Source organism: Vibrio sp. 10N.247.311.13, from assembly GCF_041467595.1.
GTDB lineage: Bacteria > Pseudomonadota > Gammaproteobacteria > Enterobacterales > Vibrionaceae > Vibrio > Vibrio crassostreae_C.
The window spans coordinates 17,947-43,948 of record NZ_JBFSUX010000013.1 but is presented as its reverse complement, the minus strand read 5'-3'; the positions used below and the strand labels follow the sequence as shown (position 1 = coordinate 43,948).

General features: G+C 44.5%; 22 protein-coding genes. All 22 read right to left on the bottom strand.

What is annotated here, in order from left to right:
- Positions 1-59 precede the first annotated feature (59 nt).
- The 22 genes from AB6E52_RS07995 to AB6E52_RS07890 all read right to left on the bottom strand — a co-directional run bounded on the left by AB6E52_RS07995 (position 60) and on the right by AB6E52_RS07890 (position 26,002).
- Complete coding sequence (locus tag AB6E52_RS07995) at positions 60-3,935, bottom strand: YhdP family protein (protein WP_102321213.1); 3,876 nt, start codon at positions 3,933-3,935, stop codon at positions 60-62.
- 10 nt (positions 3,936-3,945) lie between these two features.
- On the bottom strand, positions 3,946-5,415 hold the full coding sequence (gene rng, locus AB6E52_RS07990; RefSeq protein ID WP_102321214.1) for a ribonuclease G: 1,470 nt from the start codon (positions 5,413-5,415) through the stop codon (positions 3,946-3,948).
- Between the two features lie 20 nt (positions 5,416-5,435).
- Complete coding sequence (locus tag AB6E52_RS07985; protein ID WP_017066953.1) at positions 5,436-6,059, bottom strand: nucleoside triphosphate pyrophosphatase; 624 nt, start codon at positions 6,057-6,059, stop codon at positions 5,436-5,438.
- A gap of 7 nt (positions 6,060-6,066) precedes the next feature.
- Positions 6,067-6,555, bottom strand: coding sequence for a rod shape-determining protein MreD (mreD, locus tag AB6E52_RS07980; protein ID WP_017061361.1), 489 nt, complete (start codon positions 6,553-6,555; stop codon positions 6,067-6,069).
- Positions 6,545-7,432, bottom strand: coding sequence for a rod shape-determining protein MreC (gene mreC / locus AB6E52_RS07975; protein ID WP_004735927.1), 888 nt, complete (start codon positions 7,430-7,432; stop codon positions 6,545-6,547). Before mreC ends, mreD begins: the two co-directional genes overlap by 11 nt.
- Positions 7,433-7,526: 94 nt before the next feature.
- The gene (locus tag AB6E52_RS07970) at positions 7,527-8,570 is read right to left on the bottom strand and encodes a rod shape-determining protein (RefSeq protein WP_017062957.1); all 1,044 of its coding nucleotides are present in this window, start codon (positions 8,568-8,570) and stop codon (positions 7,527-7,529) included.
- 150 nt (positions 8,571-8,720) lie between these two features.
- Positions 8,721-13,124 carry a DUF6701 domain-containing protein gene (locus AB6E52_RS07965; RefSeq protein WP_241910599.1) on the bottom strand — a complete coding sequence of 1,468 codons (4,404 nt, stop codon included), beginning with the start codon at positions 13,122-13,124 and terminating at the stop codon, positions 8,721-8,723.
- Positions 13,121-13,582: a hypothetical protein gene (locus AB6E52_RS07960; RefSeq protein ID WP_017068732.1), complete on the bottom strand. Its 462-nt coding sequence runs from the start codon at positions 13,580-13,582 to the stop codon at positions 13,121-13,123. The genes AB6E52_RS07965 and AB6E52_RS07960 overlap by 4 nt, the downstream gene beginning before the upstream one ends.
- The gene (locus tag AB6E52_RS07955; protein WP_102321215.1) at positions 13,572-14,294 is read right to left on the bottom strand and encodes a PilW family protein; all 723 of its coding nucleotides are present in this window, start codon (positions 14,292-14,294) and stop codon (positions 13,572-13,574) included. The genes AB6E52_RS07960 and AB6E52_RS07955 overlap by 11 nt, the downstream gene beginning before the upstream one ends.
- Positions 14,294-14,656, bottom strand: coding sequence for a prepilin-type N-terminal cleavage/methylation domain-containing protein (locus AB6E52_RS07950; protein ID WP_102321216.1), 363 nt, complete (start codon positions 14,654-14,656; stop codon positions 14,294-14,296). The genes AB6E52_RS07955 and AB6E52_RS07950 overlap by 1 nt, the downstream gene beginning before the upstream one ends.
- A complete protein-coding gene (locus AB6E52_RS07945; RefSeq protein ID WP_102321217.1) occupies positions 14,653-15,150 on the bottom strand; it encodes a Tfp pilus assembly protein FimT/FimU in 498 nt (165 codons plus the stop codon). Before AB6E52_RS07945 ends, AB6E52_RS07950 begins: the two co-directional genes overlap by 4 nt.
- Before the next feature lie 122 nt (positions 15,151-15,272).
- Positions 15,273-15,764 (bottom strand): type II secretion system protein, encoded by a 492-nt coding sequence (locus AB6E52_RS07940; RefSeq protein ID WP_102321218.1) that lies wholly within the window; start codon positions 15,762-15,764, stop codon positions 15,273-15,275.
- A 35-nt stretch (positions 15,765-15,799) separates the two neighbouring features.
- On the bottom strand, positions 15,800-16,375 hold the full coding sequence (locus tag AB6E52_RS07935) for a prepilin-type N-terminal cleavage/methylation domain-containing protein (RefSeq protein ID WP_048618134.1): 576 nt from the start codon (positions 16,373-16,375) through the stop codon (positions 15,800-15,802).
- Between the two features lie 79 nt (positions 16,376-16,454).
- The gene (locus AB6E52_RS07930; RefSeq protein ID WP_102321219.1) at positions 16,455-16,910 is read right to left on the bottom strand and encodes an MSHA biogenesis protein MshF; all 456 of its coding nucleotides are present in this window, start codon (positions 16,908-16,910) and stop codon (positions 16,455-16,457) included.
- Positions 16,911-16,913: 3 nt separating this feature from the next.
- Positions 16,914-18,137, bottom strand: coding sequence for a type II secretion system F family protein (locus AB6E52_RS07925; RefSeq protein WP_017061351.1), 1,224 nt, complete (start codon positions 18,135-18,137; stop codon positions 16,914-16,916).
- Positions 18,138-18,149: 12 nt separating this feature from the next.
- The gene (locus tag AB6E52_RS07920; protein WP_017061350.1) at positions 18,150-19,874 is read right to left on the bottom strand and encodes a GspE/PulE family protein; all 1,725 of its coding nucleotides are present in this window, start codon (positions 19,872-19,874) and stop codon (positions 18,150-18,152) included.
- On the bottom strand, positions 19,864-21,039 hold the full coding sequence (locus AB6E52_RS07915; RefSeq protein WP_102321220.1) for a lipopolysaccharide assembly protein LapB: 1,176 nt from the start codon (positions 21,037-21,039) through the stop codon (positions 19,864-19,866). The genes AB6E52_RS07920 and AB6E52_RS07915 overlap by 11 nt, the downstream gene beginning before the upstream one ends.
- A 2-nt stretch (positions 21,040-21,041) precedes the next feature.
- Positions 21,042-21,881 carry an ExeA family protein gene (locus tag AB6E52_RS07910; protein WP_017061348.1) on the bottom strand — a complete coding sequence of 280 codons (840 nt, stop codon included), beginning with the start codon at positions 21,879-21,881 and terminating at the stop codon, positions 21,042-21,044.
- Between the two features lie 53 nt (positions 21,882-21,934).
- The gene (gene mshL, locus AB6E52_RS07905) at positions 21,935-23,572 is read right to left on the bottom strand and encodes a pilus (MSHA type) biogenesis protein MshL (RefSeq protein ID WP_102321221.1); all 1,638 of its coding nucleotides are present in this window, start codon (positions 23,570-23,572) and stop codon (positions 21,935-21,937) included.
- A 15-nt stretch (positions 23,573-23,587) separates the two neighbouring features.
- A complete protein-coding gene (locus AB6E52_RS07900; protein ID WP_017061346.1) occupies positions 23,588-23,920 on the bottom strand; it encodes a hypothetical protein in 333 nt (110 codons plus the stop codon).
- Positions 23,913-24,560: a type 4a pilus biogenesis protein PilO gene (gene pilO / locus AB6E52_RS07895; RefSeq protein ID WP_102321222.1), complete on the bottom strand. Its 648-nt coding sequence runs from the start codon at positions 24,558-24,560 to the stop codon at positions 23,913-23,915. The genes AB6E52_RS07900 and pilO overlap by 8 nt, the downstream gene beginning before the upstream one ends.
- Complete coding sequence (locus AB6E52_RS07890) at positions 24,560-26,002, bottom strand: MSHA biogenesis protein MshI (protein WP_017061344.1); 1,443 nt, start codon at positions 26,000-26,002, stop codon at positions 24,560-24,562. Before AB6E52_RS07890 ends, pilO begins: the two co-directional genes overlap by 1 nt.

The following is a 26,002-nucleotide window of genomic DNA, read 5'->3' as shown; positions in this document are numbered from 1 at the left end:
CAGCATTTCACCGTATATTCGCTGACTCGGGCATAAGGTCTTTTCGGCTAATTTAAGGCCTATTCGGCTAATTTTCTCAGCTTCTCTGGCAGATGAAACTCGCCAGAGCTACGAGAAAGTTCGCTCACCGTTGGTGAATCCAATGGTCCTTTCACCGAATAATTTACTTGGGTAAAGACTTCCACAACTGGCGAGATAACCGTGGTCACCGCCAATACGTACAGCGCCGTTTGAGGGGTTACCGCAAAGGCCGTTAATACGGGAATACCCGAGGTAATATCTGGGGTAAAGTTCACCTCAGCATCAACCTGACGCGTGTTGAGGTTAGCGATACCTTTGATTTTCATCTCACCTGCGACCGCATCCATGTTCAGATCATTGGTCAGGAAGATACCATTTTGAATCTCGCCCGTTCCGGTGATGCTGTTGAAGGCCATACCTTTATCAAACACATCTGAGAAATCGAGCTGCATCTTACGGATGATCGAATCTAGGCTAAACAGGCCAAGTAATCGAGCTGCGCCGCTCACATCCGAGATAATGCCTTTACCAAACTTGGTTTTAACGTTGCCATCAAGGGTATCCATTTTGATTCCCCAAGGCGAACCATCCCAATTTAGTTGACCTTCCAACGCGAATGGCGCTTTTTGAATCCCGGAAGTAATACCAAAGCGCTCCATGAGCTCGCTGTTGTTTTCACCTTCAACATCAACGGTTAACGATGAATGACTCTTGTCACCTTGCAGTTCCCACCAGCCACTCACATCCGCTTTGTTACCGCCGCTTCGCACCTGGATTTTGTTCCACTCGATACGATCTTCGTTCCTCGTCATTTCAACATCGACCTTACCCACCTTGTAGCCTTGCAGCCAAAAGTCGTTCAGCGTCAGGGTCAGGTTTGGCATCGCATCGTGGATCTCTCTATCCAATTTGGATATCAATGGCGCAGCTTGTTCTTTACGTTGCAACAGTTGCTGATCTTGGCTGTTCTTATCATTCCACTCAGGAACAAACAGATGCAGACGATCCAGTGAAACTGTCAAATCATAAGGAGGCAGGTAGTTAATATCCCCTTCTAGCTCTTGGCTAGACACTTCCATTTGCCACGCCTGTTTGTTCTTACTAGCACTAAAATCGACGTCATTCCAAGAGATACCACCCAAGATCAGCTCTTTACTCTCAAAGGTAATACGGCTTGGCGCAGGTATGGTTGGCGTGTTCATTTGACTAAGTACAGCCGTTGAAGGCTTTACCGGTTCCATTACAACCGATAACCAATCATCGGCATTGAATTTGTCTGTACGAATCAGGGCGTGATGGCCCACCACCGGGCTAATTTTGTAGCCACCGCGACCAAGCACTAAGTTGGTCGCCGTTAACTCAGGCACGTCGCCTGTGATATCAATCTCAGCTTGGTACTTGGTGTTTGGCAATTGCAGGCGCGCGGTAATCGTCTCTTGGTTACCCGATGCCTGTAGCCTTGCAGAGCCACTTTCTAGTGATTTTTTCGCCAATGGATATGGGTAATCACTCGCCAAGTATTTTAGGTCTGACTGTAAGTCTAGTTGGTAGGTAAAGCCGATATCATTCAGCTGGATATCAATCTGGCTTTGCCATTGCGCATGACCTGATAAGCGGCTTAACCATTGCTCACCGATGTAAGGTTCTAGAGGCTTGACGTCCCAATCACCTAACACATCAATATCAACTGCATAGCCAGGACCATCATTAAGGCCCTTAAAATCAAGCGAGATACCTTGGTTAAGGAGATCCGCAGCGAGGCCATTTGCCGTCACTACGTCATTATCAAATTCAATTCGACCCGTGGTGTTCTCGAGCACCATTGGCGGCGCTTCAATCTCAACATGGTTGCCACTTAAGTCGGCGTAACCCCATGCTCTTGCTTCTTTTTCAGAATCAAACGGAATATTCAGCTGGAACTCAGAAGAGACATCACCACTCACTTGAAGTGCGGTTAAGGCTGCGCCTACCGAGCCCACCAGTGGCGAAGACGTCATGTAATCGCGTACTGCGTTGCCAGACGCCGTCGCTTTAGCTTCAATTTCAATATGGCCGCCTTCCCCTAAATAAGGAATGCGTCCTGTGATTCGATCTGCCGTCACATCCATCAGTTGAGCTGAGCGAGAATCCAGATGCATCGCATCATTTTCAAACAACAGATCAAGCTGAAGATCAGTAATCAGTGGCCACGCGGTATCAAAGCTGAATTTCGCATCTTCTAAGCCAACCCAAACCTGGAAAATACCATCGTGGTTAGTGTATGGGTATTGAGACAAATCACCATGCCACAACAGTTTTACGGTATCCGCTTTACCGGCTTGAATCGCAGTTGAAAGGTAGTCTGTTAGATCTTGCCCAAGAGCCAATGTAGGTAAGTAGCGCCATGTTTCACCGACATTGTAAGCGTCCGCTTCGCCGTAGAACGATAAAAACGGGCTCGCATCTTTTGGGAAGTCTAAGCGGAATGCGCCTAGTACTTGTAAATCGGGGGTGGCAGCTGTGATTTTGTCTGACCACAGCTTCCAGCCGTTTTCATCTTGCTGCCAAACAATATCAACCTGACCTTGTTTGATATTCAAAGGCGCTTGGAATACGTCACCATAAGGGAACACATCGTCAATAACATGCAGGCTAGCTTTCGCTTCCGAGGCCGAACCAAACACACTACCAGACACTTGGCTAAAGCCTGGGACTAGTTCCCACTGCTCGATAGCAAGATCAGAAAAACTGGCTGAATAACGTAAACTGTCAATTCCCGAACCCATGGAAACACGGATATCAGAAACAGAGCCGCCCGGCGCCAATACGTTAATCATTTTGGTTGATTGTTCAGAGTCAGGCAGCAGCTTAATCAACGGAGTAATAGTCGCAATATCCAGCTCAGAAATGTTGAGTTGCCATGGACCTTGATTCCACTTGAACGCTACGTCGAGTTCCGGCCAAGGTGTGTCATCCGTTCTAAGGTTTAGTGAGTGACCATTTACTTGCCAACCATCATCAGTCGGCGACAACTTAAAGACACCGGACTCAAGCATGAGGTCATGCTCGCCATCTTCGTTCCACGCCAGTTCTGAGGGTAAAACCTCAACATAAGCGCTCACTGGCTTGCTATTTCGCAGCGTAAGCCAGCTATTCAAGCTCACAGTACCCGTTTCAATGCCGGATTCCGCCTGCATATAATGCGTAAGCCATGGCTTAACAGAAATGCTGTCGGCACTGACATAAAACTCACCAGTCACATCAGTCAGTGACCCACCATCAATAAAGTTAGCACTCACTGACAGAGAGTTTAGATTGGCATCTTTGATACTCACCACACCTTCAGCAAGGTGATGTTTGTCTGAATTTTGCCATTTTAAGGTTTCTATATCGAGCTGACGTTCTTCACCCGAAACAGAGTGATAAAGAATAGAAGAATCTTTTGCAGTTACATCGACGAGTGTTTTTAGCAGTAAATTATCGAGCTCTTGTATCACTCGCTTGGAAGACTCGGGATCTGTAGGTTCGTCTTTGCCATTTTGTCCGGCAAACAGATCAATTGAGCGGATATCAAGATACATTTGATTCATGACTAGATCGGCCACAACCGGGCGCATCTGCACGAGCGATTGAATCAAGTCAAACTCGACTTCAACACGCTCAACAGAGAAGGTCACATCTTCTGCATTGGGGAGGCTAGCTTTAACGCCTTGCAGAGCAATAGAGGGGTGAGTGTTACGCCAAAAACCGCCCACATCTTGAATCGAAAAATCAAAACCGGAGTGTTGGTTTACCCAAAGCTCAATTTCAGATTGATACTTGTTTAAATTGGGCAAGGCTACACGCAGTGTAGTAACGGCAATGGCTAGCGTTACTAAGAGAGTAACCACTAACCATAAACATGCACGTAGAATCAGAGTAACGCTTGAGCTCACAAAATTTCCATTACATCATAACAACATCAAACTGCTCTTGTATGTACAGAGGCTCAGCCTGGATTTTAACTAGCTTACCAATAAAGACTTCAAGCTCCGCAAGCGCATGAGATTCATCGCCCTCTAACGCCTCAGCTACGGCAGCTGCCGCATAGACCACAAATTTATCGGCGTCGTACGCACGATTCACTCGCGTGATCTCTCGAAGAATTTCATAACAAACGGTTTCAACTGTCTTCACACTGCCGCGGCCTTCACAAGCAGGACAGCTCGAACATAGGATATGCTCAATACTTTCACGAGTACGTTTACGAGTCATCTCAACCAACCCAAGCTGCGTGAAGCCATTAATATTGGTTTTCACACGGTCTTTGTCGAGCGCAGCCTCTAAAGAAGTTAGTACTCGCTTACGATGTTCCTCTGACAACATATCAATAAAGTCGATAATGATGATGCCACCTAGGTTACGCAGACGTAGCTGGCGAGCAATCGCTTGAGTCGCTTCTACGTTGGTGTTGAAAATCGTCTCTTCTAGATTACGACGACCAACAAACGCGCCAGTGTTGATATCAACCGTGGTCATCGCTTCAGTTTGGTCGATAATCAGATATCCACCAGACTTTAATTCGACTTTACGATCCAATGAACGCTGAATTTCGTTCTCGGTATCGTACATATCAAAGATAGGCTTATCACCTTCATACAGCTCAAGCTTGTCTGTCAGCTCAGGCACGTATTCAGAGGTAAACTCTTTTAGGTTTTCATATTCTAGACGAGAATCGACCTGAATCTTGCTCAGCTCAGTACCGACGAAGTCACGTAAGATACGTTGGCTTAAGCAAAGCTCACCATACAAACGAGTACGCGCCTTGTGCTTACCACGACGCTCTAATACTTTTAGCCATAATCGCTTCAAGAATGCGGCATCTTGTGCCAACTCATTTGAATCTGCACCTTCTGCTGCTGTGCGGATGATGAAGCCACCGTGTTCGTCACAGTAACGAGACACGACTTTTTTAAGACGGTTACGTTCAGACTCGCTGTCGATACGTTGAGATACACCAACATGACTTGCGCCCGGCATAAATACCAGATAACGAGACGGTAGAGTGATATCAGTGGTTAAGCGGGCACCTTTAGTACCAAGAGGGTCTTTGACCACTTGCACCACAATGTCTTGCCCTTGGCGAACAAGCTCCGAAATATCACGAACCTGAAATTGCTTCTTTTCGTTTTCAGCGACACATTCAGTGTGTGGGACAATATCAGAGGCGTGTAAAAAAGCTGCTTTCTCAAGGCCTATATCCACAAAAGCCGCCTGCATTCCCGGAAGAACACGGCTTACACGTCCTTTATAGATATTTCCTACGATACCGCGTCGAGCATCTCGTTCGACATGGATCTCTTGAAGAGCCCCCCCTTCAATCATGGCCACACGAGTTTCACTCGGGGTCACGTTCAGCAACAATTCAGCACTCATGGTGCACCTCAGGTTAGTAATTATAAGAATTCTTGCAGTAGCTGGTCCGTTTCAAATAAAGGTAAGCCGACAACGGCGTAATAACTACCTTCGATTCGGGTGACAAAGCGTCCGCCCAAACCTTGGATCCCATAGCTACCGGCTTTATCGCATGGCTCCCCTGTTTGCCAGTATTGTTCTATTTCTTTTTCACTGAGGGGTTTAAACCATACGTCGGTAATAATGATTTCTGTTCTTTGTTTTTCTTCTGAAACCACAGAAACCGCCGTCATCACTTGGTGACGTTCATTCGCTAACTGAGTAAGCATGCGCTTAGAGTCAGCAAAATCGGTCGGTTTCTCAAGCACTTGCCCTTGGCTTACGACGACTGTGTCAGAACCAAGAACGACTATATCAGAGCCATGATCTACAGTATCAGAACTAGGAACGACATGCTGCCTTTCAGAAGGGTTATCTTTCAATAAAGACAACGCAGCTAAAGCTTTATCTAAAGATAGTCGCTTAACATATTCTTCGGCGGTTTCTTGAGCGTGTTTACACTCTTCAACATCGGTTACGAGGACAGAAAACTCATAACCGAGTTGAGATAGCAATTCTTTGCGGCGTGGAGAGCCGGATGCCAAAACTAAATGTTTCTTTTCCATCGTCACGCTACCTCACATGCCAATGGCGACGCACGCGTCTCATTAATAAAAACATCCAAGGCCAAAGTATACAGTTTATCAATGCGCTCCATAACGATAACGGATTGAAAACAACATCTTGGATCAAATATTCACCAAAGAAGATCAACACCTCAAACAAGACCGTTAACGCGGCAATGATCATCGCTTGCTGCCATAACGCCATGTTACGAATGACGAGGAAGTTCATCGCAATAATGTACATCACTATTGCCATCATCATGCCTCGAATACCCAGAGTAGAGCCGATCAAAAGGTCCCACAATAAGCCTAAAATCAAAGCACTACCCACGTTAACACGATGCGGTAGAGCCAAAACCCAGTAACACGTAACCAGCAGTAACCAAGATGGTCTAAATAAATCTAAGCTACCAGGCCAAGGGATCGTCTGCAGAATCAGTGCTATTAAAAATGAGCAGAAAATTACTACCTTGCTTCTCAAAACGCTATTGGCCATCTTCGCCCTCTAACAATGCTTGTTCTATGCTCGATTGATCCGCTTGCATCTGTTTGTTTTCATCAGGCCATACAAGCAGCAGGTATCTGAGCTTATCGAACTCAACCACAGGCTCTGCTTTAATCACAGCGAACTCACGTTTCGGGTCGTAATCAACGGCCGTAACATAGGCGACTGGATAACCTTCTGGATATACCCCACCAAGACCTGATGTCACCAACAGATCTTCTTCTTGTATATCGGTACTGGTTGGAATGTGCTCTAGCTGGATCTCATCAATCATGCCATTGCCCGAAGCAATCACACGGATGTCATTACGAATAACCTGAACAGGAATCGCATTGTTTGCATCAGTGAGTAGTAATACACGACTATTATGAGCAGCAACGAAAGTGACTTGGCCGACAATGCCTTTTTCGTTGATCACCGGCTGACCTTCATACACCCCATCAATCTGACCTTTGTCGATCACGACTTGATGGCGATATGGTGAAGTGTCTACCGCCATAACTTCTGTGACGACTTTCTTCTCATCACGGATAAACGGCGAGCCTAACAGCTTACGAAGGCGCTTGTTTTCTTCTTGATATTGCTCAAGCAGAATCAGCTCGCTCTTCAGACGCAAGACTTCTCGTTTAATATTATGGTTAGATTCAATTAACCCTTTGCGAGTGCTAAAACGGTCGTAAACACCATCGAACATAGTGCGAGGCAAGTTGGCTGCATATTGAATAGGCGCAACCATGCTGTTTAATAGATAGCGAACATTTGAGAAAGCATCTAAACGACTATCAGCCAGCATAAGGCTGGCTGATAAAATTACAGCAAAAAACAGGCGCAATTGTAGAGAGGGACCTCTACCAAAAATTGGCTTCATTCTATATTTGGTCCTAGAGCTACATTTGATCCTATAGACAAGGTCCTAGGCTCTTTACATAAAACTAGATAAGAAAAGAGCCTAACACTAGATATTATTCTTCGCTGAACAGATCGCCGCCGTGCATGTCGATCATCTCTAGAGCTTTACCGCCACCTAGAGCAACACACGTTAATGGCTCTTCTGCAACAACAACAGGGATACCTGTTTCTTCTGTTAACAGGCGATCAAGGTCTTTAAGCAGTGCACCACCACCTGTTAGTACCATACCGTTTTCTGAGATATCAGAAGCCAGCTCTGGTGGACACTGTTCAAGTGCAACCATGACTGCAGATACGATGCCAGATAGAGGTTCTTGAAGTGCTTCAAGGATTTCGTTTGAGTTTAGGCTAAAGCTACGAGGCACACCTTCAGCAAGGTTACGACCACGTACTTCGATCTCTTCGACTTCATCGCCAGGGTAAGCTGAACCGATTTCGTGTTTGATCTTCTCTGCTGTCGCTTCACCGATCAAGCTGCCGTAGTTACGACGAACGTAGTTGATGATCGCTTCATCAAAACGGTCACCACCAATGCGAACAGAAGACGAGTAAACCACACCGTTCAGTGAGATAACCGCAACTTCAGTAGTACCTCCACCGATATCAACAACCATTGAACCTGTTGGTTCAGATACACGTAAGCCAGCACCGATCGCTGCAGCCATAGGCTCATCGATTAGGTAAACCTCACGAGCACCAGCACCCAGCGCTGATTCACGGATAGCACGACGCTCAACCTGTGTTGAACCACAAGGTACACAAACCAAAACACGAGGACTTGGTTTAAGCACACTGTTGTCATGCACTTGTTTGATGAAGTGCTGAAGCATTTTTTCCGTTACGTAGAAATCAGCAATTACGCCATCTTTCATTGGACGGATCGCTGAAATGTTACCAGGCGTACGACCAAGCATTTGCTTAGCAGCGTGGCCAACAGCAGCGACACTCTTTGCAGAACCCGCACGATCTTGGCGAATAGCTACAACTGAAGGCTCATCAAGAACAATGCCTTGGCCTTTTACATAAATAAGGGTATTGGCTGTACCTAAATCAATCGATAGGTCGTTTGAAAACATGCCACGAAGTTTTTTAAACATATTCTTCGCTCATCCTGCAAGAATTAGAAGACAAAAATTGCACTAAATGTACCAATGCCTTGCTGTTACGGCAAGGCATTGAAGTACAAACATGGACTGAAACCCGCAATTTCTTACAGATTCCTAACTTAAGGGGCAAAAATTATATTATTACTGACCTGTTAAGCCACTTTCACCTCGGTAGATCACACGATCGTTACCACGGTAGATACCAAATGTGACGACGGTGGATGGATCTTCATCACCGAGTTGGCGCCAGTTGTAGCGCAACCATGGTTGATCTTGATCGCTACCTGAACAAACAACAGGGTTTTCACCAGTATTAGCCGTTGGCGCAGAGGCATCCATTCTCAACCACAGACGAACTTGCTCACGCGGCGTATCTGTTCCCGTTGGCGTATTTTGATTTGCTGTGACCTCTTCTTCTCCATCATCCACATTTCCATTACCGTTAAGTGAAACTAAAGTGGTTGCCGCCCCTTCACTGTGCCAAATAACTTGTTTACAAGTATTAGCCCCATTGAAGGTACTGCGGTCATCATCCTCGTTAACAATAAACTCGCTGCCATCCCAGAACTCAGCGCGCAATGGAATAGTTAGAGTAGTATCAGAATTGCCACCAATATCATCTAGCACCATTCGACCATAACGAGCTGGAGGCTGGACCGGAAACTCGACAGAATCAGTCAAAATATCAGAGTCAGTAAATGAAACAGGATCAACTCCTGCAACAGTCAAGCCAAAGTGGGTAATAGTGGAGTTAGCATCTGAAGTATTAAACGGTGCATCTCTGCGGCTAACGTCATACAAATCCGTAACTCGCTGAAGAACAGCGGCACTATCGTTCAACAACCAATGCTTACGATCAGTAGACCAAGTGCCTGCCTCAGTATCCAGCAAGAACCCATTATCGACAGCTGTATCATCCAGAATACCAAAACTGGCTTGTAGGCTCGGGGCAAAGAATTGATAGTTGTTAAGCGCGTTACCAACACTGCTTTCACCTGATGCCATTGGGTATACCTGATGAACGGTTGAGTCATAAGGTTGACTTAGGTACGCAATATTATTTTGATTTGTAACATTCCACTCAGGGTCACCTTGCATGAAGTATTTGGGGTAAAAACGGCCGATAGTTTTAGACCCAGTGACACCTGAATCACCATTTGGAGGGGCAATGGTGCTATAAAAGTTACCCGTTTCAATTGCAACCAATTCAAAACTTCCTACCTCTGAGTAGGTTAACCCATCAAGTTGGTACCCACCATTTGACTGATCACTAATTGAAATACTCGGAGATATCGTGTCGGGCATCAAATAGCCAAGTACACCCTCACTTGGTGTGTCTAAATAATGGGAAACACTGATCGAAGCTTGAGACACAAAATAATTCGAAGGAACACCTACATTATTTGAACATACGGAATTTACATTAGCTCCGGTAATCATGGGTTTCACGTCCACATCAAAGCTCTCCCCCGCTGCAACAAAGCCACTACTACTGGATTCTGTACTCGTTCCACTTGAATCGCTATCAGTACATACAGCAAACTCATAAGGTTTAGATTTGACAACAAAGCTACCAACCAACCCCGAACTTGCGGAATCAGGCTGTTCATAAATAGGACACCCTTCAATTTCAGAACAATCAAAGCTAGGATCATTGATAACTACATTAACTTGCCCAACATTGCTCCAATTTACTTCAGTTGTAGCACCACCATTATCAAAATTTAGATCTGTAACTGAGAAGTCATCAAGTGATCCATCTTCAGGGGTAGGCATTTCAAGAAAGTAATCTTTAGAAGCATCAAATGATAAGTTTTTAGTATAGCCATTTACTGGGCTAACAACGCCTTGATCACAAGCTTGAGCCGTCACCTCTACCACTAACTCTTGAGAGTCTTGAGCTGCATTCATATGTATTTGGCTTGGGCTTGTATCAAACTTATAGGGCACATAAAAAACTTGTGTCGATGTTGCGGGCTCTGAATCGTAGACTCCCCCAACACTGAAACTACCAACCGTATCAGAGTCTAAATACAAGGTTCGAATGCCACCATCAAACGTATAATCCGGAGTTTCACACGCATTGTTAGCTTCACCCGTACACCATCGCGTTCCCGTTGGGGTTACCGTCGCTTCAAACTGCTCATTAGAGTCGACCAATTCGCCATTCTCTTCTAGGCGAAACTCAACCGGAATTCGCTCACAGGTTAGGCTATATAATTGTTGAGGTTCTACAACCAATAATCCTTGCTGTACTGGGGGTTCACAAGAATAATCAGGTTTGATTATCGTTACACCATTATCAAGCACGGCGACTCTCGCTGTCACGGCACCATGAATAGCTGTCTGATTTAAATCTACAGTATCTGCGAGAATAAATCCTTTGAAAGTAGAGTTCCCAACGTCAAATATGACCTCACCTTTAGGAGCGTATATAATGGGATAAGCGAAGTCAGATTGTATATCAACTGCCAAGTTAAACTTCATACGTGTTATCACATTTATTTGAGAGTTGCCCTCAAAGGCATATACCAAATCTCCTGCATCATGCTCATAATTATCAAAGGTCACCGTGGAATTATCAGGAAAAACCAGTTCTACACCCGCCCCTCCACTAACTTTAACATCTGAGATATAACTGTCTTCATCTAAGACGACTCGAACTAGATTATAATCATTCCCCTGCTTGTTGATAACGAGCTTAGACAAGTTACTCTCAATGAAAACATCTATTGTTTCACCGTTAATTTGGTAAGAACATATCTCTGAGTCCGCTCCGCAGCTCTGCAAAATATCCGAAGCCTTGCCCGTAATGGTTAAACTTTCTGATGGATTTTTTTCTGCAATAGAGGTTACGTAACTGCCTTTAATCTTTCTTAATTCAAGTTGGCTATCATTATTACCAACATCACATTGATGTTCATCACACACTGGAAAATTATAAATATGATAAAACTCACTCGCATCATCAAAACCCAATAATAAAAAGTCATCTTTTGTTGTCCATTTATCATTAAAGAGCTCATAGCCTTCAGAGACCTTTTTTAAAGATTGATTAATATAGTTATTAGACCAGCCGCTAAATTTTGTTTGCTGGCTGGTAACCGTCAATGAGCTATTCACACCAGTCCAACTCTGAATGGGCTCGGGAAACAAGTTACACACGTTGGCAACAGGAACCACCTCAGGTAACTCAAACGCAAAGTAACCCACTTCTTCCGGAATATGCGTGCGGTCTCTAAAGTCCTCATCTACAACAAAGCTAACTTGGTTCGTGTTAATGTTACATCGACGTAGCCAGCCTCCGTGTCCACCAGCCCTCTCTTGTTTATTAGCTATGATCCCGTCAATATTCGTTAGAGAGGTGGTAGCATACTTATCCTCACAGCCATCCAACATTGGGTCATTACCGCTTTGACTTGGCGTATCATACCCTCTTGCAAATTGAACCTTAAAACCATCAACATCAAGGTTAGTATTGGTAGCTAACGTCGCTAAAAACGCGATCTTCTCATCGTCATAATCATCGTTACTGCGGTGAGAAGCACTTAGCTCCAAAAACAAATCAATGTATGACGTTTCATCGGTTCGCCTAACCTTGCCAGAGGTCATCCATTTATCATTGTTATTTCGAGTTTGAATTTGATGCAATACCACCGGATTAGAAGAAAAGCCAGCTCCGCCAAAATCGCTATAAAGGACTCTATCATTACTATTTGAGCCTGATTTAGCACTGGCTGCATCGGTGTTCAAATAACCCGCTATGACTTCATGGCCATTAAAATCGGCCACACCGGGCTCAATCGCAAGGTAACTGACTTCTGTTATCGGTTGGCTATCTAAATCTGAACCACCGCCATTCTTTGGCGCCTTAATCTGCTTGATGGTCGCTTCGGTTTTGCTTACCTCGGTAACCATTAACGTTGCAGGAGCATCCGCGTCAGGGGCACTTGAATCAATGGTTGGCATCACAAACACCAGTGGAGTGTTGGTATAAGACTGAGTCAGTGGGATCTTACATTCTCCACCAGAGCACTGAACGATACCAAATTCATACTGAGCATCGTTTGAATAAACCGGCGGTGGCTCGATATCCGAGCTGTCACATTCTAGTTCAGTACTGTCCCCACTATTAATATCGACGCTTTGCGGGTGAATACCTTTAAAGTCTGCGGGGTAATTGCCTAAAAAAGTAAAACCCTGCCCATCGTCAACGTAGTAGTCTGCGGTTCCGGCATCATTTCCCGCTCCCGGCTGATAAATCAGTTGAACACTATAGTCTCCCCCACCAACCATGTAACGAGGATCGCGAATAAAGGGCGTATCTCCCACCGTAGGCTCATTAATATCATTGGTCCAGATGGTGTATTCCGGGCGGTTATTTCCGGGCTCTTGCTCTGCAAACACAGATTCAACAAGCTGGGCGGAATTGATATTAAATGATATTTTAAATTCACCGCTCGGATCTACGTTACAAGTCGACGCTGTCGCGATCAAAGGGAATAGGCAGAAACAGGCAACTAAAATATATCTACATGCTTTCATCGTATTGACTCCTTCACCCACACTTCTTGATTACGTTGCACTTGGCTCACACCAGAACCGCAAATTACCGAAGACTCTAGAACATAGAAAACAAAGCCATCAAGCTCTCCTCGATTGGAACACTGCACTCGCTCAAGAGAGCAATTCACCGAAGCCGTATCAACCATAGAGCTTGCTACCGTAAAAATCCCACCTCCGGGTTGGAGATCATTGCTGCTACAAACACTAGCAACAGCAGAAGAAGCCTGAGGATCAGGATCCGGATAAAACTGAGTCATAACATACTCATTAACAGAGTGACTGAGCAACCAAGCTTGTGTGCCAAGTACAACTCGAGTGTTTGAATCATTATCAGACCAACTCGTTCGACTCAAACTTGTCGCTAAGAAACCAAGCACCACGATAACAAAGATGACAATGACTAACGCACTACCTTTTTGGGTTGATTTACGGGACATTAATCACCTGTATATCTAGCTCAAACACTGTGGACTCATTATTTTCTGCAAACTCGAGAATCAACTCAACAACACCGTTACTCTGAACATCCGCAGGTTGATAACTCAGAGTGCTATTCTCACTCATAACTCGATCGCTTATTGTGACACCATTACGAGTTAGTAAATTACTATTCGCAAGGCAATACTCCACAAGGTTATTTGAGTCAAAAATGTAGTGCCTTTTACCTACAGATTCACTGACAAGAGTGTTAGCTCCGTTTGGAATTGAAAAGTATGCAGCGGATGCACTTGGAGGAACTACATTATTGAGGGTGTATATATTATTTAGGTTGCTGATATCAGTATGTGGTCTAGTCGGGTTTATAACCAGTGACATAGATTGTAATGAACTGCTTGTCGCTCCGCTGTCACTCACTAGAAAATTAATATCCGCACCGGAGATCGCGTAGAAGCCCGAGTCAACAATGGGATAAAATGAGACACATCCGCTACTTACAGAAGCAGGAAACAGATTAGGTACAGCATGCCTCACTTCACGCGAAAGCTTTTCCAGTACAAATCTAGCTTCAGTTTGTAGTCGAAAGCGCTCTACAGAGCCAAAATAGCCTCTCACTCCAAGTTCAGTAAAATTCGCGACACCAAGCAAGACAATACTTGAGATGACAATAGCTAAAATCATCTCTATAAGCGTAAACCCTTTCCCTTTCATTAATACTCCCCTTTATAAGCGACTAAAGTGATAGGAGAGTTATTGCTGGCGGTAATTGTTAAGGTAAATTTCTGCATCGAAGCAGTTGGCGTATCGTTGGCAACAACCAAATCCACATTAAAATTAGTATAAGTGCTGCCAAGTTCAATTGGAGTACCAGAGCTCACCGAGCCGTAATCTCGAGCTAAAAGATCTGTCATAATACTTTGACCTAATGCTGAAGCTCGGTTGGAATAATTCACTTGCCCTGAAAGTGCGGATTGTGGTGCAAGAAAAGTAGAAAATGCGAGCATTGCAAACCCAAGTAGCACAATAACAATGATCGACTCGATAAGCGTAAAGCCATTATTTACGTACTTCATGGGCATACCTGATTACTTGGATAAACAAAACCTTGAGAATTGATACAAACCCAAGCCCTGTCTGAACTATTTCTTGGTGAAATGGTAATTTGAACGCCAGCTGAAGCGGCACTCTCAGGGTTACCCAATAAGTTGAATTCTATTGGGGAAGAGGTCGTAGAGAGAGGTTGAGATGAAAACGTGTAATCATCACTAGAAATAACATCACTTCTAGTTTCGGCTAGATTGTCACAGCCCGATTGAGAGCCAAGACAACCATTAGCTGCCACCAAACGTAAGCTTTCAGCCCCAGACACAGACATATCCATATTGGATTGCATTCTATTGAGCTGAATCTGTCGAACAACAGAAGAAACCTGCTCTTGAAGAGCATATAATTCATAAATTTGGCGACCACCAAATCGGCTGGCAGCTGTCACAGAGATAATCGCAAGTAAAAGAATCACCACAATTAATTCTACTAGAGTGAAACCTTTGTTTGGCTTTGTATTCATATAAGCCTTAATTGGTTAATTTGACTATCTAGATTATAAATTACTGTATGGAAGGATAAAGTAGCAGTTTAAACATATTAAATACAAAAAAAGACCAGCCGAAGCTGGTCTAGAACAAAAATCTAGTTACCACCACAGCCATCAGCTGCAGTGCCTAAATTTACAGTAGTAGTTGCAGCACTTGCCGCTGTTGTACCAGTAGCTTGCGTATAAGTAACGATACATGCCGCTGCGTTAGCAGCAGTGCCTGAGAATGAGTATGTAATACTGGTATTTGCAACACTAGCAGTTACAGACCAATCTGTAGACAAGCCAACAACTGCTGCACCAATACCATCAGCATCCGCTGTTGGGTAACCAAAAGAAGTTGTAATGCCCTCTACTTCTGGAGCTGGCGTTGCAGTGTACTCTTGAGACTCAACGCCCTCTACAGCAGCTTTGCCATAAACGATACCTGCAGCACTATCAATTGCACCTTTTAGACCTTGAAGTGAAGACTCACGAGCATCATCTTGCAGGTTTAGGAAACGCGGTGCCGCAGTTACAGCAAGAATACCTAGAATAACAATTACAACCACTAGTTCGATTAGGGTGAAACCGCCTTGTCTTTTCATAGTTAAGCTCTCTCTATGTTTAATTTTACGCAGACTTACTGCAAAGTTACGGTCACACGACCAGTTTTAATTTCGTAAACAAATTCATGTTCTGTACTACCTTCTAATTGAACGTAAGTACAGGTTGCATCACCTGAATTCGCTTGCGCTGAATATTTGTAATTTGAGTCATTAGCGACATCTGAAACCGCACCTACTTTAGGTGGATTTTGCAGCAAGTTTTCCATCAACTCAGAACATGTTTCATCTGAAATATCTTGTGGAGCAGTGCTCGAATTATTGTTCAGAGTCCACGGATAGCCATCACGAAAGTCGGTCTCGACGTTGTTACTGTTTTTTGATCTTGTTAACCAAAAATCAACACCATCATAGTTTACAGTATTGTATGTTTCAACACCTATCTTCTCTGATGGCCTAGCCTCTGCTTCCCACTGTGCTCTTGCCGACAGTACTGCTGTCGCAAAACCGCCAGCAACACCTTCAATACTGGATTTTTTAGCCTCATCTGTCACATCTAAGAAGCGAGGTAGGGCTGCAACCGCCAATAAACCAACGACTACAATCACTATGACTAATTCGACAAGGGAGAAACCCTTTTGATTTTTAAGCATTTTCTACCTACTCATCTAATTACTAACGCGCATTATACATTTGCACACGTATAAAACCATAAAAACAGTGTCAATATTCTCACAAAGCCAAAATATTGGCTTTTACACTAAACCTTTCGCTTTCAAGCAATACATCTATCTGATATTTATCAGAATAATGATAACTACAGTGAAAGTGTATGTTGTCACTTTTATCTTCAACTCTTGGAGAGCTTAGCCCTAAAATGCTCCCTTGAGGATATAATTGATCCAGCCAATAATTACAGTCTCGCTCCGTACCTTGGATAGGCATTACCCACCCAGTTCTGCTGTAGATCTTTGGGGGTTCCGAGCCTTCTTCTTGCCCAGCACCCGATAACAAATACTGCTGTTTGAACAAATTGGCTTGCTCTAAAATCCGCTTGCTCGCGACGATAAATGCCGTGTTAGTCGCTTCTTCTTCTACCGTTTTGAATGCCGAAAGCACACCGACAATAAGAAAAAGAATAACCACTGTCCAAATAACAAAACGTGAGCGTTGTAGGTTATTTAGCATTCCCTAGCCTTTGATCGCATCCAACATTCCCCACATCGGCAAGAAGATACCTAGCGCCAAAATCAGCACCATGCCTGCAACGATGGTTAACAAAATGGGTTCAATTCTGGCGGTTAAGGTTTTCAGATCGTAATCGACTTCGCGGTCATAAAAATCAGCCACTTCAAGTAATAGCTCATCAATACGACCCGTCTCTTCACCGACGGAGATCATTTGTATCACGAGCGGTGTGAAAATTTCGCTGTTAATCGCGGTCGACGAAACCGTACTACCGGCTTCAATGGCCGATTTCATGGCTTGAACTCGCAACTCTAGAAAACGGTTATCTAAAGCTTCCGCCGAAAGCGCTAGCGACTGGTTCAGTGGAACACCCGCTTTAAGCATCAAAGCAAAAGTACGCGAGAAGCGTGACAACAGTGCTCGATTCACTACCCCGCCAATGACCGGCATTTTTAAGCGTAATCGATCCCACTTTTCCAAGCCTTTGTCTGTCTTCACCCAAGCTTTAAAAGCGAAGATAAGACCAAAGATCACTCCAAGCATTAAGCCCCAGTAATTCACAAAGAACTCAGACATACCAATCAAGATACGAGTAGGCAGCGGCAAGTCGACACCAAAGCGCGCAAACATGCTTGAGAACTGTGGAATAACCTTGATGTTAAGAATGAACATTGCAATCAAGATAAAACTGATCACGAATGTTGGGTAACGCATCGCAGTCTTAATTCGTTTGCGAGTCTCAACTTCTTGTTCGTAATATCCAGCTAATTGCAGTAAAGCCTGATCTAGACGGCCTGTGTTTTCACCAACGCCAATCATCGAGACAAACAACGGACTGAATACCTTTGGGTGCATCTGCATTGACGCCGCTAAGCCGCGACCATTGGTTAGCTCAGCAACCACCTCTTCCAAGGCGGCTTTCAGCTGCTTATTTTCGCAGTTTTGAGTGAGGCCTTTCATCGATCTTAATAGTGGTACACCCGCTTTGGTTAGGCTGTATAACTGTCGACAAAACAGAACCAACACCTCTAACGGTACACTCGGAAAGAACAGACTCGATACATCCATATCTAAGACTGAACCACCACTTTTGCCCAGTTTGATAGAGGTTGGAATGATCCCTTTACTCATCAAGCTTTCAGCAGCAAGATCTTCGTTATTCGCGTCTAATTGCCCACTTACTTGACTACCATCAGAGCTGCGACCTACATAACGATACGTTGGCATATCATTCTACCCCTACAGATAAATTGGGTCAGTGGCACCGGACGCATCACCTTCGCCAAGATGCATTATCTCATCAAGACTCACGACACCTTGCAGAGCCAATTCCATCGCAGAAGCCAATAACGGTTTATAGTTTTCAGACTGTCTCGCCTTTTGAGCAAAACCTACCGCATCATTAGCTCTCAGTGCATCCATCATGTTTTGCTCTAGCTCCAACATTTCAAATACACCAATTCGCCCGCGGTAACCCGTTAAGTTACAGTTCTGGCAACCACGGCCTTTCATAAACGGCACACCTACTTGGTTAGGGAAACGGACGCTCAGCCATTGCTTGCGAGGTTCATCTAACTCATCCTCAACCTTACAATCTGTACACACTTTACGAACTAATCGCTGTGCGACTACTGCTCGAACAGCGCTCGCGACCAAGTAACCCGGAGCACCCATATCCATCATACGCAACGCGCTGTCTACCGCATCATTGGTATGTAACGTACTTAATACTAAGTGGCCGGTCAGTGCAGCTCTCAAGCCTATCTCAACGGTTTCGTGGTCACGCATCTCACCGATAAGAATAATATCGGGATCCTGACGTAGAAAGGTTCTCAAGATAGTAGAGAAATCGAGATTGATCTTAGGGTTTACCTGAACTTGATTCACACGAGGTAGGCGGTATTCCACCGGGTCTTCCGCAGTAATGATCTTTTTACCCGGTTCGTTTAATTCACTTAACGCGCCGTATAAGGTTGTTGTTTTACCTGAGCCGGTTGGGCCGGTAACCAAAATCATGCCATGTGGACGGCGCAATTGTTGACGCAGACGAACCAACAGATCACTCGGTATGCCCGACTCTTCTAGTTTACGTAGGCCCGCTGATTGGTTAAGAAGACGCATAACCACTGATTCACCGTGCTGTACCGGCATGGTCGACATACGAATATCAACCGACTGACCTTTAGCTCGGATATTAAATCGGCCGTCTTGAGGAAGACGTTTCTCTGAAATATCGAGGTTTGCCATCAGCTTCAAGCGCAGTACAAGTGCTGAAGCAATATTCACTTCATTCAGCAATGTTTCATGCAGCACACCATCAATACGCTGACGAAGACGCAATACGTTTGAATCTGGCTCGATATGGATATCCGAAGCACCAACCTGAATAGCATCTTCAAATAGTGAGTTGATCAGCTTAACGACGGTAACTTCATCACTGTCTTCTTCAGCGATATCGAAATCAAAAGCATCATTAACTTGGTGTTCAGCGTGAAGTTGCTCTGCAAACGAGGCAATCTCTTTGGTTCTTCGATAATAGCGATCGAAGCCATCAACCAATTGCCTCTCTTGAGCAACAACGAATTCCAGCGCGTAATCGCCGAGCTGACCAAGCAAAGACTCTTGGGCAAACAGATCGGCTGGGTCGCTCATTGCAACACGCAAAGTGTCACCTTGGCGTCCAATAACCAATGCACGAAGGCGACGAGCATGTACTTCGGGTAAAAGCTGTACTGCTTCAACATCGACAACGGCTCGGCTTAAATCAATAAGAGGAATCGCTAACTGCTGCGACAAAAAGCTCAGCATTTGCTGTTCTGACAAGAAGCCAAGCTCAATTAGCGCATCACCCAGCTTACGCCCAGTACTTTTCTGAGCGGCCAGTGCTTGTTCAACTTGAGCCTCAGTGATAATGCCTTCTTCGACAAGCAAATCACCAAGTCTTTTTCTTAATCTAATTTGCATCGCCGCTCTCCTCTAAAGCATTGAGTATTTTTAACCGGTCACGCACAAAGCTTTGTGATTGAGATGAGATACCGACTCTGGTTAACGCACCTTGGTATGACGCTTTAGCAGCTGTGAAATCGAGTTGACGTTCTTGCTGAATCGCTAAGCCTAACCACCAGCGAGCGTTATCTGAATCGACTTCAACCAACTTTTGATAACTCTCGAGTGCGATTTCTTCTTGCTGTGATTTTTGGCTCAACGCCGCACGCATTGCTAGATACTCTTGAGTTGGATGCGGAGGCATGTGTACTAAAGGGCTCAGCGCCGCTTCTGATTGATTCGCTTTAACCAGCAGTTTAGATAACCCTAATCGCAATTTTTCACTGTTGATGTTGAGCTTAATTCCAGACTGATAAAGCTCATAGGCTTTGCGAGTATCGCCTTTACCAAAATAGAGAATCGCAAGTTTCTGACGGACATCTTCATTTCGTGGCGTGTAGCGTAGAGCTTCAGTGTAGCCCTTCAACGCACCAGTAAGATCGTTCGCATCAAGCGCTTTCTGAGCTCGACCTTGTGCATTCACAGATAGCTGTTCCGGAGTTAACTCAACCTGTTCGATCAACATTCCGCTATTTTCTGAACCACCAGAGGTTATAGGCTCATTAGAGATAGACGCAGGATCTTTTTTGGCCACACTAGCAACGTAAACTGGTTGGGGGATGTCAGTCCTAATCGTTTTAGGCGTGCTTAGAGGTTTAGCCGGTGTTTGTTGTTTTGTCGCTTTTGGGGCAGACATAACAACTGATTCGGAAACACTAGGCTTAGATTGAGCGCTTTTTGCCATCGCAGTGTTTTCTGTTGAAAGGATCGCAGAGTCTAGTGTCACCAATTTCTTAGTTGGCGATGAGATAGGTTGAGCGGCTTCCTGGATGCCATTTGAATCATCAACGACAGAGACTTGAACCTGTAAATCTCGAGTTGAGATTGACTGCTCAACAATAGACTGATCAATCACAGGGCCTTGCGATATCGCCCAACCGCCCATCGCTAAGCTCAAAGTAAAACCTGCAACAACCCAAACTAGGGGGGAACGCGTTTTTACTTTAGGTACGACTGCCGCTTCAATCGAAGTCGCTGACTTTTTCTTTGCCAATTCAGACAAGGCGTTGTTAATGACGCTCATAATTAATTCCAACCCCACAGTATTGGCGTTTTAAATTTAGGCTTACACACATCGTACGTTTCATGCATAGCTGAAAAAAGATGTTGGTTGTCGATACTTTTCTTATCTTCACTGAACGAAAGCAATAGAGCCTTATGGCAAAGTTGGTTTATCAATCTAGGGATACCTAACGACGAACGACAGATCGCCTTTTTTTGATTCAAGCTGAATAGCTCAGGGCTACCACCAGATTTAGCGATTCGATTATCAATATAAGCCACCGTTTCATCGAGATTCAGCGGTCTCAGTGTCGAACTAAATGTGATTCTTTGGCGAAACTGCCTTAGGTGGTACGCCTCTAATCGAGCATCCAATTCTGGCTGACCTAATAAGACAATCTGCAGCAGTTTTTTATCTTCCGTTTCAAGGTTACCAAACAACCTTAATGTTTCGAGCGCTTCATCCGATAGAGCCTGAGCTTCATCAAGAATAGCCACCACTCTTAAACCAGAATTGTGCAATTCAATGAGCTTATGCTGAATGTTATCAACCAAGGTTGCTTCATTATCGACAGCTAAACCAAGCTCTGTTGCAACCGCCTGGCGCAAGTCTGCCCCTGATAACACAGGGTTTGGTAAGTAGATCAGAGCTGTACAGTCATGTAGGTGATTGACCAACATCCGGCAAACCATGGTTTTTCCAGTGCCTACCTCTCCGGTCACCTTAATCACGCCCTCGCCCATTTCCAACGCCGAGATTACCGTCTGAATCGCTTCGAAATGAGGCGCTAAACCATAGAAGAAATCGGTATTCGGCGTTAAGGTAAATGGCAGTTGTTCAAAACCAAAGTGAGCTTGATACATACGACGACCTAGCTTAGTGAGACACTGCCACTCTATATAGAGAAAATAAGCAATTACTCTTCATCAGGGAACCACTGCTGAAGAAGATCACGTGAACGCTCCAACTCATTTTGCCAAGTATTCACACCCACGATCGTTGGCTTAAGCAAGATCACGAGTTCAGTTTTTTGCGTTAACTGATTGGTGTTACGGAACAAATGACCTAAGGCTGGAATATCACCGAGGAATGGAACTTTAGAGGTCACATCACTGGTATTTGATTTCATTAACCCACCAATAACCACAACATCTCCATCTTTGGCGCGAATCACTGAATCAGACTCACGAATAGAGCTTTTCGCCAAAGGAAGTTGCACCAAGCCCGTCGTGGAACCTAGGTTGAGCTCTTTCACTTCTTCCTCTACCTCAATAACGGCTGGGTGTACATGTAAGAACACGCTACCTTTATCGTCTATCTGAGGGGTAACATCTAAAGAGATACCAGAGAAGAACGGAGTTAATTCAACTTCAGGTGCGACATTCGCGTCATCACCACTACCGACCGAACTTGATAAATCTGTTACGTAGTATTCGTCGGTACCCACTTTGATAACCGCTTTCTGGTTATTTGCCGCCGTGACTCGCGGGCTCGATAGAACATTAAGGTCACCTTGAGTGTCCATAAAGCTCAAAACTGCTTCAAAGCTGCCATCTGAAATCGTTACGTTAGTTTGTCCGCCTAACAAAGAGCTGATTGCATCTAACGGCGGTAAAGTACTTGCCGGACGATCAATTACAACGCCACCGCTGCCAATCGACTTAGACAAATTCGACCAGCTAATTCCCTGTTGGTAGCCGTCACTCAAGGTCACTTCCATGATTTTGGCTTCCAAGATAACTTGGCGCTGCAAACGCTTCTGAGAAATACCTAAGAACTCTCGAACCTCACGAATTTCGTCAGGGTAAGCACGAACCGTAATCACACTGGCTTGCGGGGTTACCACTACGCTTTGCCCATCACCAGAACCAATGAGGTGAGCAACTGCCGCTTCAAGCTGTGGCCAGAAATCACTTTCAGAGGTCGTTTCAATCTCTGTTCCGCCATTCGATGTCGAATTCGATGAGTTAGAAGAGTTGGATGAATTTGACGAGTTTGAGTTCGAGCTTGAAGAGCTCGATGAATTCGAATCTGAGTTAGAGATCGTGCCGGTGGTGATCGTCGTTAGTGAGCGACCAGAACGCTTAACTTGTAAGTAATCGACAGGGATCGTTACGGTGCGAAGACCGGCAGGATAAACTTGAATCACTTTGCCACGCTTTTCAATATCGTAGCCATACATATCTTGAGCAACAGCCAGTACCTCATCTAACGTCACGTCCGTTAGATTAAGCGTAAGGTTTCCAGACACACTTGGGTGAATAGCCGCACTATATTCCGTACCTTTCACTAAGCTGGCAAAAAAAGTTCTCGCTTCAACGCCTTTTGCCTGAATACGAAAACGCTTAACCGTTTCCATCCCCGGAGACATCGAGTCAGAATTAAGCTGAGGCATAAGGTCATCTTGAACCGACGAAGGCAGCTCATGAAGCGCTCTGCTATTGGCTTCATTAATTGATTCGTTTAAAGACTCTTTAATCTCAACAGGATCTCTATGCCCCATCGAACAGCCGACTAAAGATGACACTAGGATTGCTACTACAAGTTTACGCATGTCTTCACTCTAACCTTAATTATTCTTAACATCTAAAGAGAACATCTCTAATTTCCACTGCTTAGAGCTTCTCTGCAGAGTGACGTATTCTGGATCTATGTTCTTAACTCGGTACCCTCTGATCGTTTCCCCTTGTCCGAGAATCTGACCATTCATAATCGCATAGCAAGGCGTATCTCCCTTACACACGATGCTTTCTAAAGAAGGCAAGCGATAACGAGTTGGTGCTTTCTTAGCAGGCGCCGTTTTCTGTTGAGGTGAAAGCCAGCCTAATGGCGCCGTGGGATCTTGCTCAGCCCACACAAAAGAGCTACTAAATAGCAAGGACAACAAAAGAGTTCTAACCACCGATAAACTCCTGTCTAGTACCTAATGTGTAAACCTCGAACACCAGTCGAGCTTTAGGATATTCTTCTACTGAGTATTCAAATGTGCGCCAGTAGTAGCTCACAGGTAGAGACTCAAGTGCTTGAAGGTATGCTGAGATATCAAAGTAACTGCCGGTTAGCTCCATTCTTACAGGGTGAAGAAAGTAGCCTGAATATTCGCTGGTCTCTTTATTGTTCGAAATCGCTTCTGGTTTTAATGACTCTAGCGACTCAAGCTTTAGCCCAGTACCGGCGTTAAGAACGCTCTCCAGTAACTGCGACATTTGAGAAGGTGTGATTAATCCATCGACAATCTGCGAAAGCTGAAGTGAGAGATCTTGGCTCTCCACCAGCAGCTTTTTGTACTCTCGATTAATGTCTTTGTCTGGGTCTTTGTTTAACTTAGCTTGCAGAACAAGTAACTCACCTTGCTGCCTTTGATTCGATTGAGTCAGGCTGGTCGCCTTGGCATTTTTAGCTTGTAGGTCGAGATACGCTGGCTCAACCAATAAGGTGAACAACAACATCGATAGGCCAACAAAACCACACACAAAAAGTAGCCATTTTTCTCTTTGACTTAATGCAAGAAACTTATCGCTCAGCTGGTTCCACTGCTGCATTATTTACTCTCCCGACGAGTACTTAGCTCAAACGTCACCACATCCTGATCATTACGGCCAATTTTTAGTTTTTCAAAAGTGCGTCCGACTAAATTAAGCTCACTTTTAAACTGACCAATCCAGTTCGGAACGACATTTGCGTTACGAGCCAAGCCACTAAGATCTAAAGTATCGTGGGTCATGTAGATGTGCGAAAGAGAAATGTCATTTCGGCCTAATTTAGCTAAGGAATTCATGACGCCAGAATACCCGACTTGTTGGGATTCGTCGTATTGTCCAACAGCCTTCAAAGCCTCTTTTTTAGCCTCAGTCTCACGTTTGAGACGCGCAACCGCCGCGACTTTCTCTGGAGACGGTTTATGCTGAGTTAACTTACTATTCAATTGGTTAACTTGCTTGTTAAGTTGATTCGAGTCTTGTTGCAGGGCTGTTAGCTCTTTATCTAGATTAGAAACTTGATACTGCATTGCGAAGTAACCACCAAGCATCAAAACACAAATTACTCCCCAGCTCGCAACAACATTGGTCAGCGTAAAATATTCTTTTTTAGGCTTAAGGTGTTCAGGGTAAAGATTGACCTTAAACGTCTCTTTTTCAGCTGCAAGTTTAAGCAACAAACTCTCTGAATTATCACGCTCACCTTCAACCAACAGTGAAACTGTCGAGCTCAATGTACTGTTTAAGGCACTTTGTAACTCTGCTTCATCTTCTTCGTCACAACAGATTTTAAGCTGGTGAAGCTGGGTGCCTTTAATTTGAGAAGAAAGGTAATCAATCGAGCGTTGAAGCTCTAAAGCGAGGCCATCTAACTGCAGAGCACTTGACGCAACACCCGTTAAAGGTGGCACAACACTGCGGATGGTTCTTTGAAAACAAACGGTATTTTCGACAAACGCACCCAATTTAAAGTGTGAATTGACGCTACGTTGTAAAAGAATGAAATTAGACAGTTCGCCTGCACTGTAACCCCAGATTTCATCTTCAGGAGCAACACCTATTAATTCAACCTGAGCCGAATTAGTGATATTCAAAAGCTTGTCCAACAGCTTTTTAGGCAGGACATATACTTGCAGCTTGTTCGACGTTGGTAACGCGACCGCACTCGCAGTAATTTCCGTGACTCTTTCTGAAACAAGATCTTTGAGTAAAAAAGGCAGTGCTACCGACCATTCACTCTCTGGAATGTCCGGTTTATCAATTTGGTAGGTTTGGTAGTAGTTAGCACAGACAATCAGTTGGACGCTATTACTGGTAAACGCCTCACTGCTAAGCGATTTTTTTAGCGCACTCTCCCAGTCCCCATTAACCACGGGAATGCTGGCTACTTGAGGATCTTGTTCTGTCGATGAAATATAAATGGCGTCATTGCCCAGCAAGACAACTTGCGAGCTACCTTTATTATTCGTTGGCTTTATTTTGTCTAAAATCGCTTTAAAATTCAT

Excerpts from the sequence above, each read along its gene's own strand:
- rng (WP_102321214.1), bottom strand. The coding sequence starts at position 5,415 with ATGAGTGCTGAATTGTTGCTGAACGTGACCCCGAGTGAAACTCGTGTG.
- AB6E52_RS07985 (WP_017066953.1), bottom strand. The coding sequence starts at position 6,059 with ATGGAAAAGAAACATTTAGTTTTGGCATCCGGCTCTCCACGCCGCAAA.
- mreD (WP_017061361.1), bottom strand. The coding sequence starts at position 6,555 with ATGGCCAATAGCGTTTTGAGAAGCAAGGTAGTAATTTTCTGCTCATTT.
- mreC (WP_004735927.1), bottom strand. The coding sequence starts at position 7,432 with ATGAAGCCAATTTTTGGTAGAGGTCCCTCTCTACAATTGCGCCTGTTT.
- AB6E52_RS07970 (WP_017062957.1), bottom strand. The coding sequence starts at position 8,570 with ATGTTTAAAAAACTTCGTGGCATGTTTTCAAACGACCTATCGATTGAT.
- AB6E52_RS07965 (WP_241910599.1), bottom strand. The coding sequence starts at position 13,124 with ATGAAAGCATGTAGATATATTTTAGTTGCCTGTTTCTGCCTATTCCCT.
- AB6E52_RS07960 (WP_017068732.1), bottom strand. The coding sequence starts at position 13,582 with ATGTCCCGTAAATCAACCCAAAAAGGTAGTGCGTTAGTCATTGTCATC.
- AB6E52_RS07955 (WP_102321215.1), bottom strand. The coding sequence starts at position 14,294 with ATGAAAGGGAAAGGGTTTACGCTTATAGAGATGATTTTAGCTATTGTC.
- AB6E52_RS07950 (WP_102321216.1), bottom strand. The coding sequence starts at position 14,656 with ATGAAGTACGTAAATAATGGCTTTACGCTTATCGAGTCGATCATTGTT.
- AB6E52_RS07945 (WP_102321217.1), bottom strand. The coding sequence starts at position 15,150 with ATGAATACAAAGCCAAACAAAGGTTTCACTCTAGTAGAATTAATTGTG.
- AB6E52_RS07940 (WP_102321218.1), bottom strand. The coding sequence starts at position 15,764 with ATGAAAAGACAAGGCGGTTTCACCCTAATCGAACTAGTGGTTGTAATT.
- AB6E52_RS07935 (WP_048618134.1), bottom strand. The coding sequence starts at position 16,375 with ATGCTTAAAAATCAAAAGGGTTTCTCCCTTGTCGAATTAGTCATAGTG.
- AB6E52_RS07930 (WP_102321219.1), bottom strand. The coding sequence starts at position 16,910 with ATGCTAAATAACCTACAACGCTCACGTTTTGTTATTTGGACAGTGGTT.
- AB6E52_RS07925 (WP_017061351.1), bottom strand. The coding sequence starts at position 18,137 with ATGCCAACGTATCGTTATGTAGGTCGCAGCTCTGATGGTAGTCAAGTA.
- AB6E52_RS07920 (WP_017061350.1), bottom strand. The coding sequence starts at position 19,874 with ATGCAAATTAGATTAAGAAAAAGACTTGGTGATTTGCTTGTCGAAGAA.
- AB6E52_RS07915 (WP_102321220.1), bottom strand. The coding sequence starts at position 21,039 with ATGAGCGTCATTAACAACGCCTTGTCTGAATTGGCAAAGAAAAAGTCA.
- AB6E52_RS07910 (WP_017061348.1), bottom strand. The coding sequence starts at position 21,881 with ATGTATCAAGCTCACTTTGGTTTTGAACAACTGCCATTTACCTTAACG.
- mshL (WP_102321221.1), bottom strand. The coding sequence starts at position 23,572 with ATGCGTAAACTTGTAGTAGCAATCCTAGTGTCATCTTTAGTCGGCTGT.
- pilO (WP_102321222.1), bottom strand. The coding sequence starts at position 24,560 with ATGCAGCAGTGGAACCAGCTGAGCGATAAGTTTCTTGCATTAAGTCAA.
- AB6E52_RS07890 (WP_017061344.1), bottom strand. The coding sequence starts at position 26,002 with ATGAATTTTAAAGCGATTTTAGACAAAATAAAGCCAACGAATAATAAA.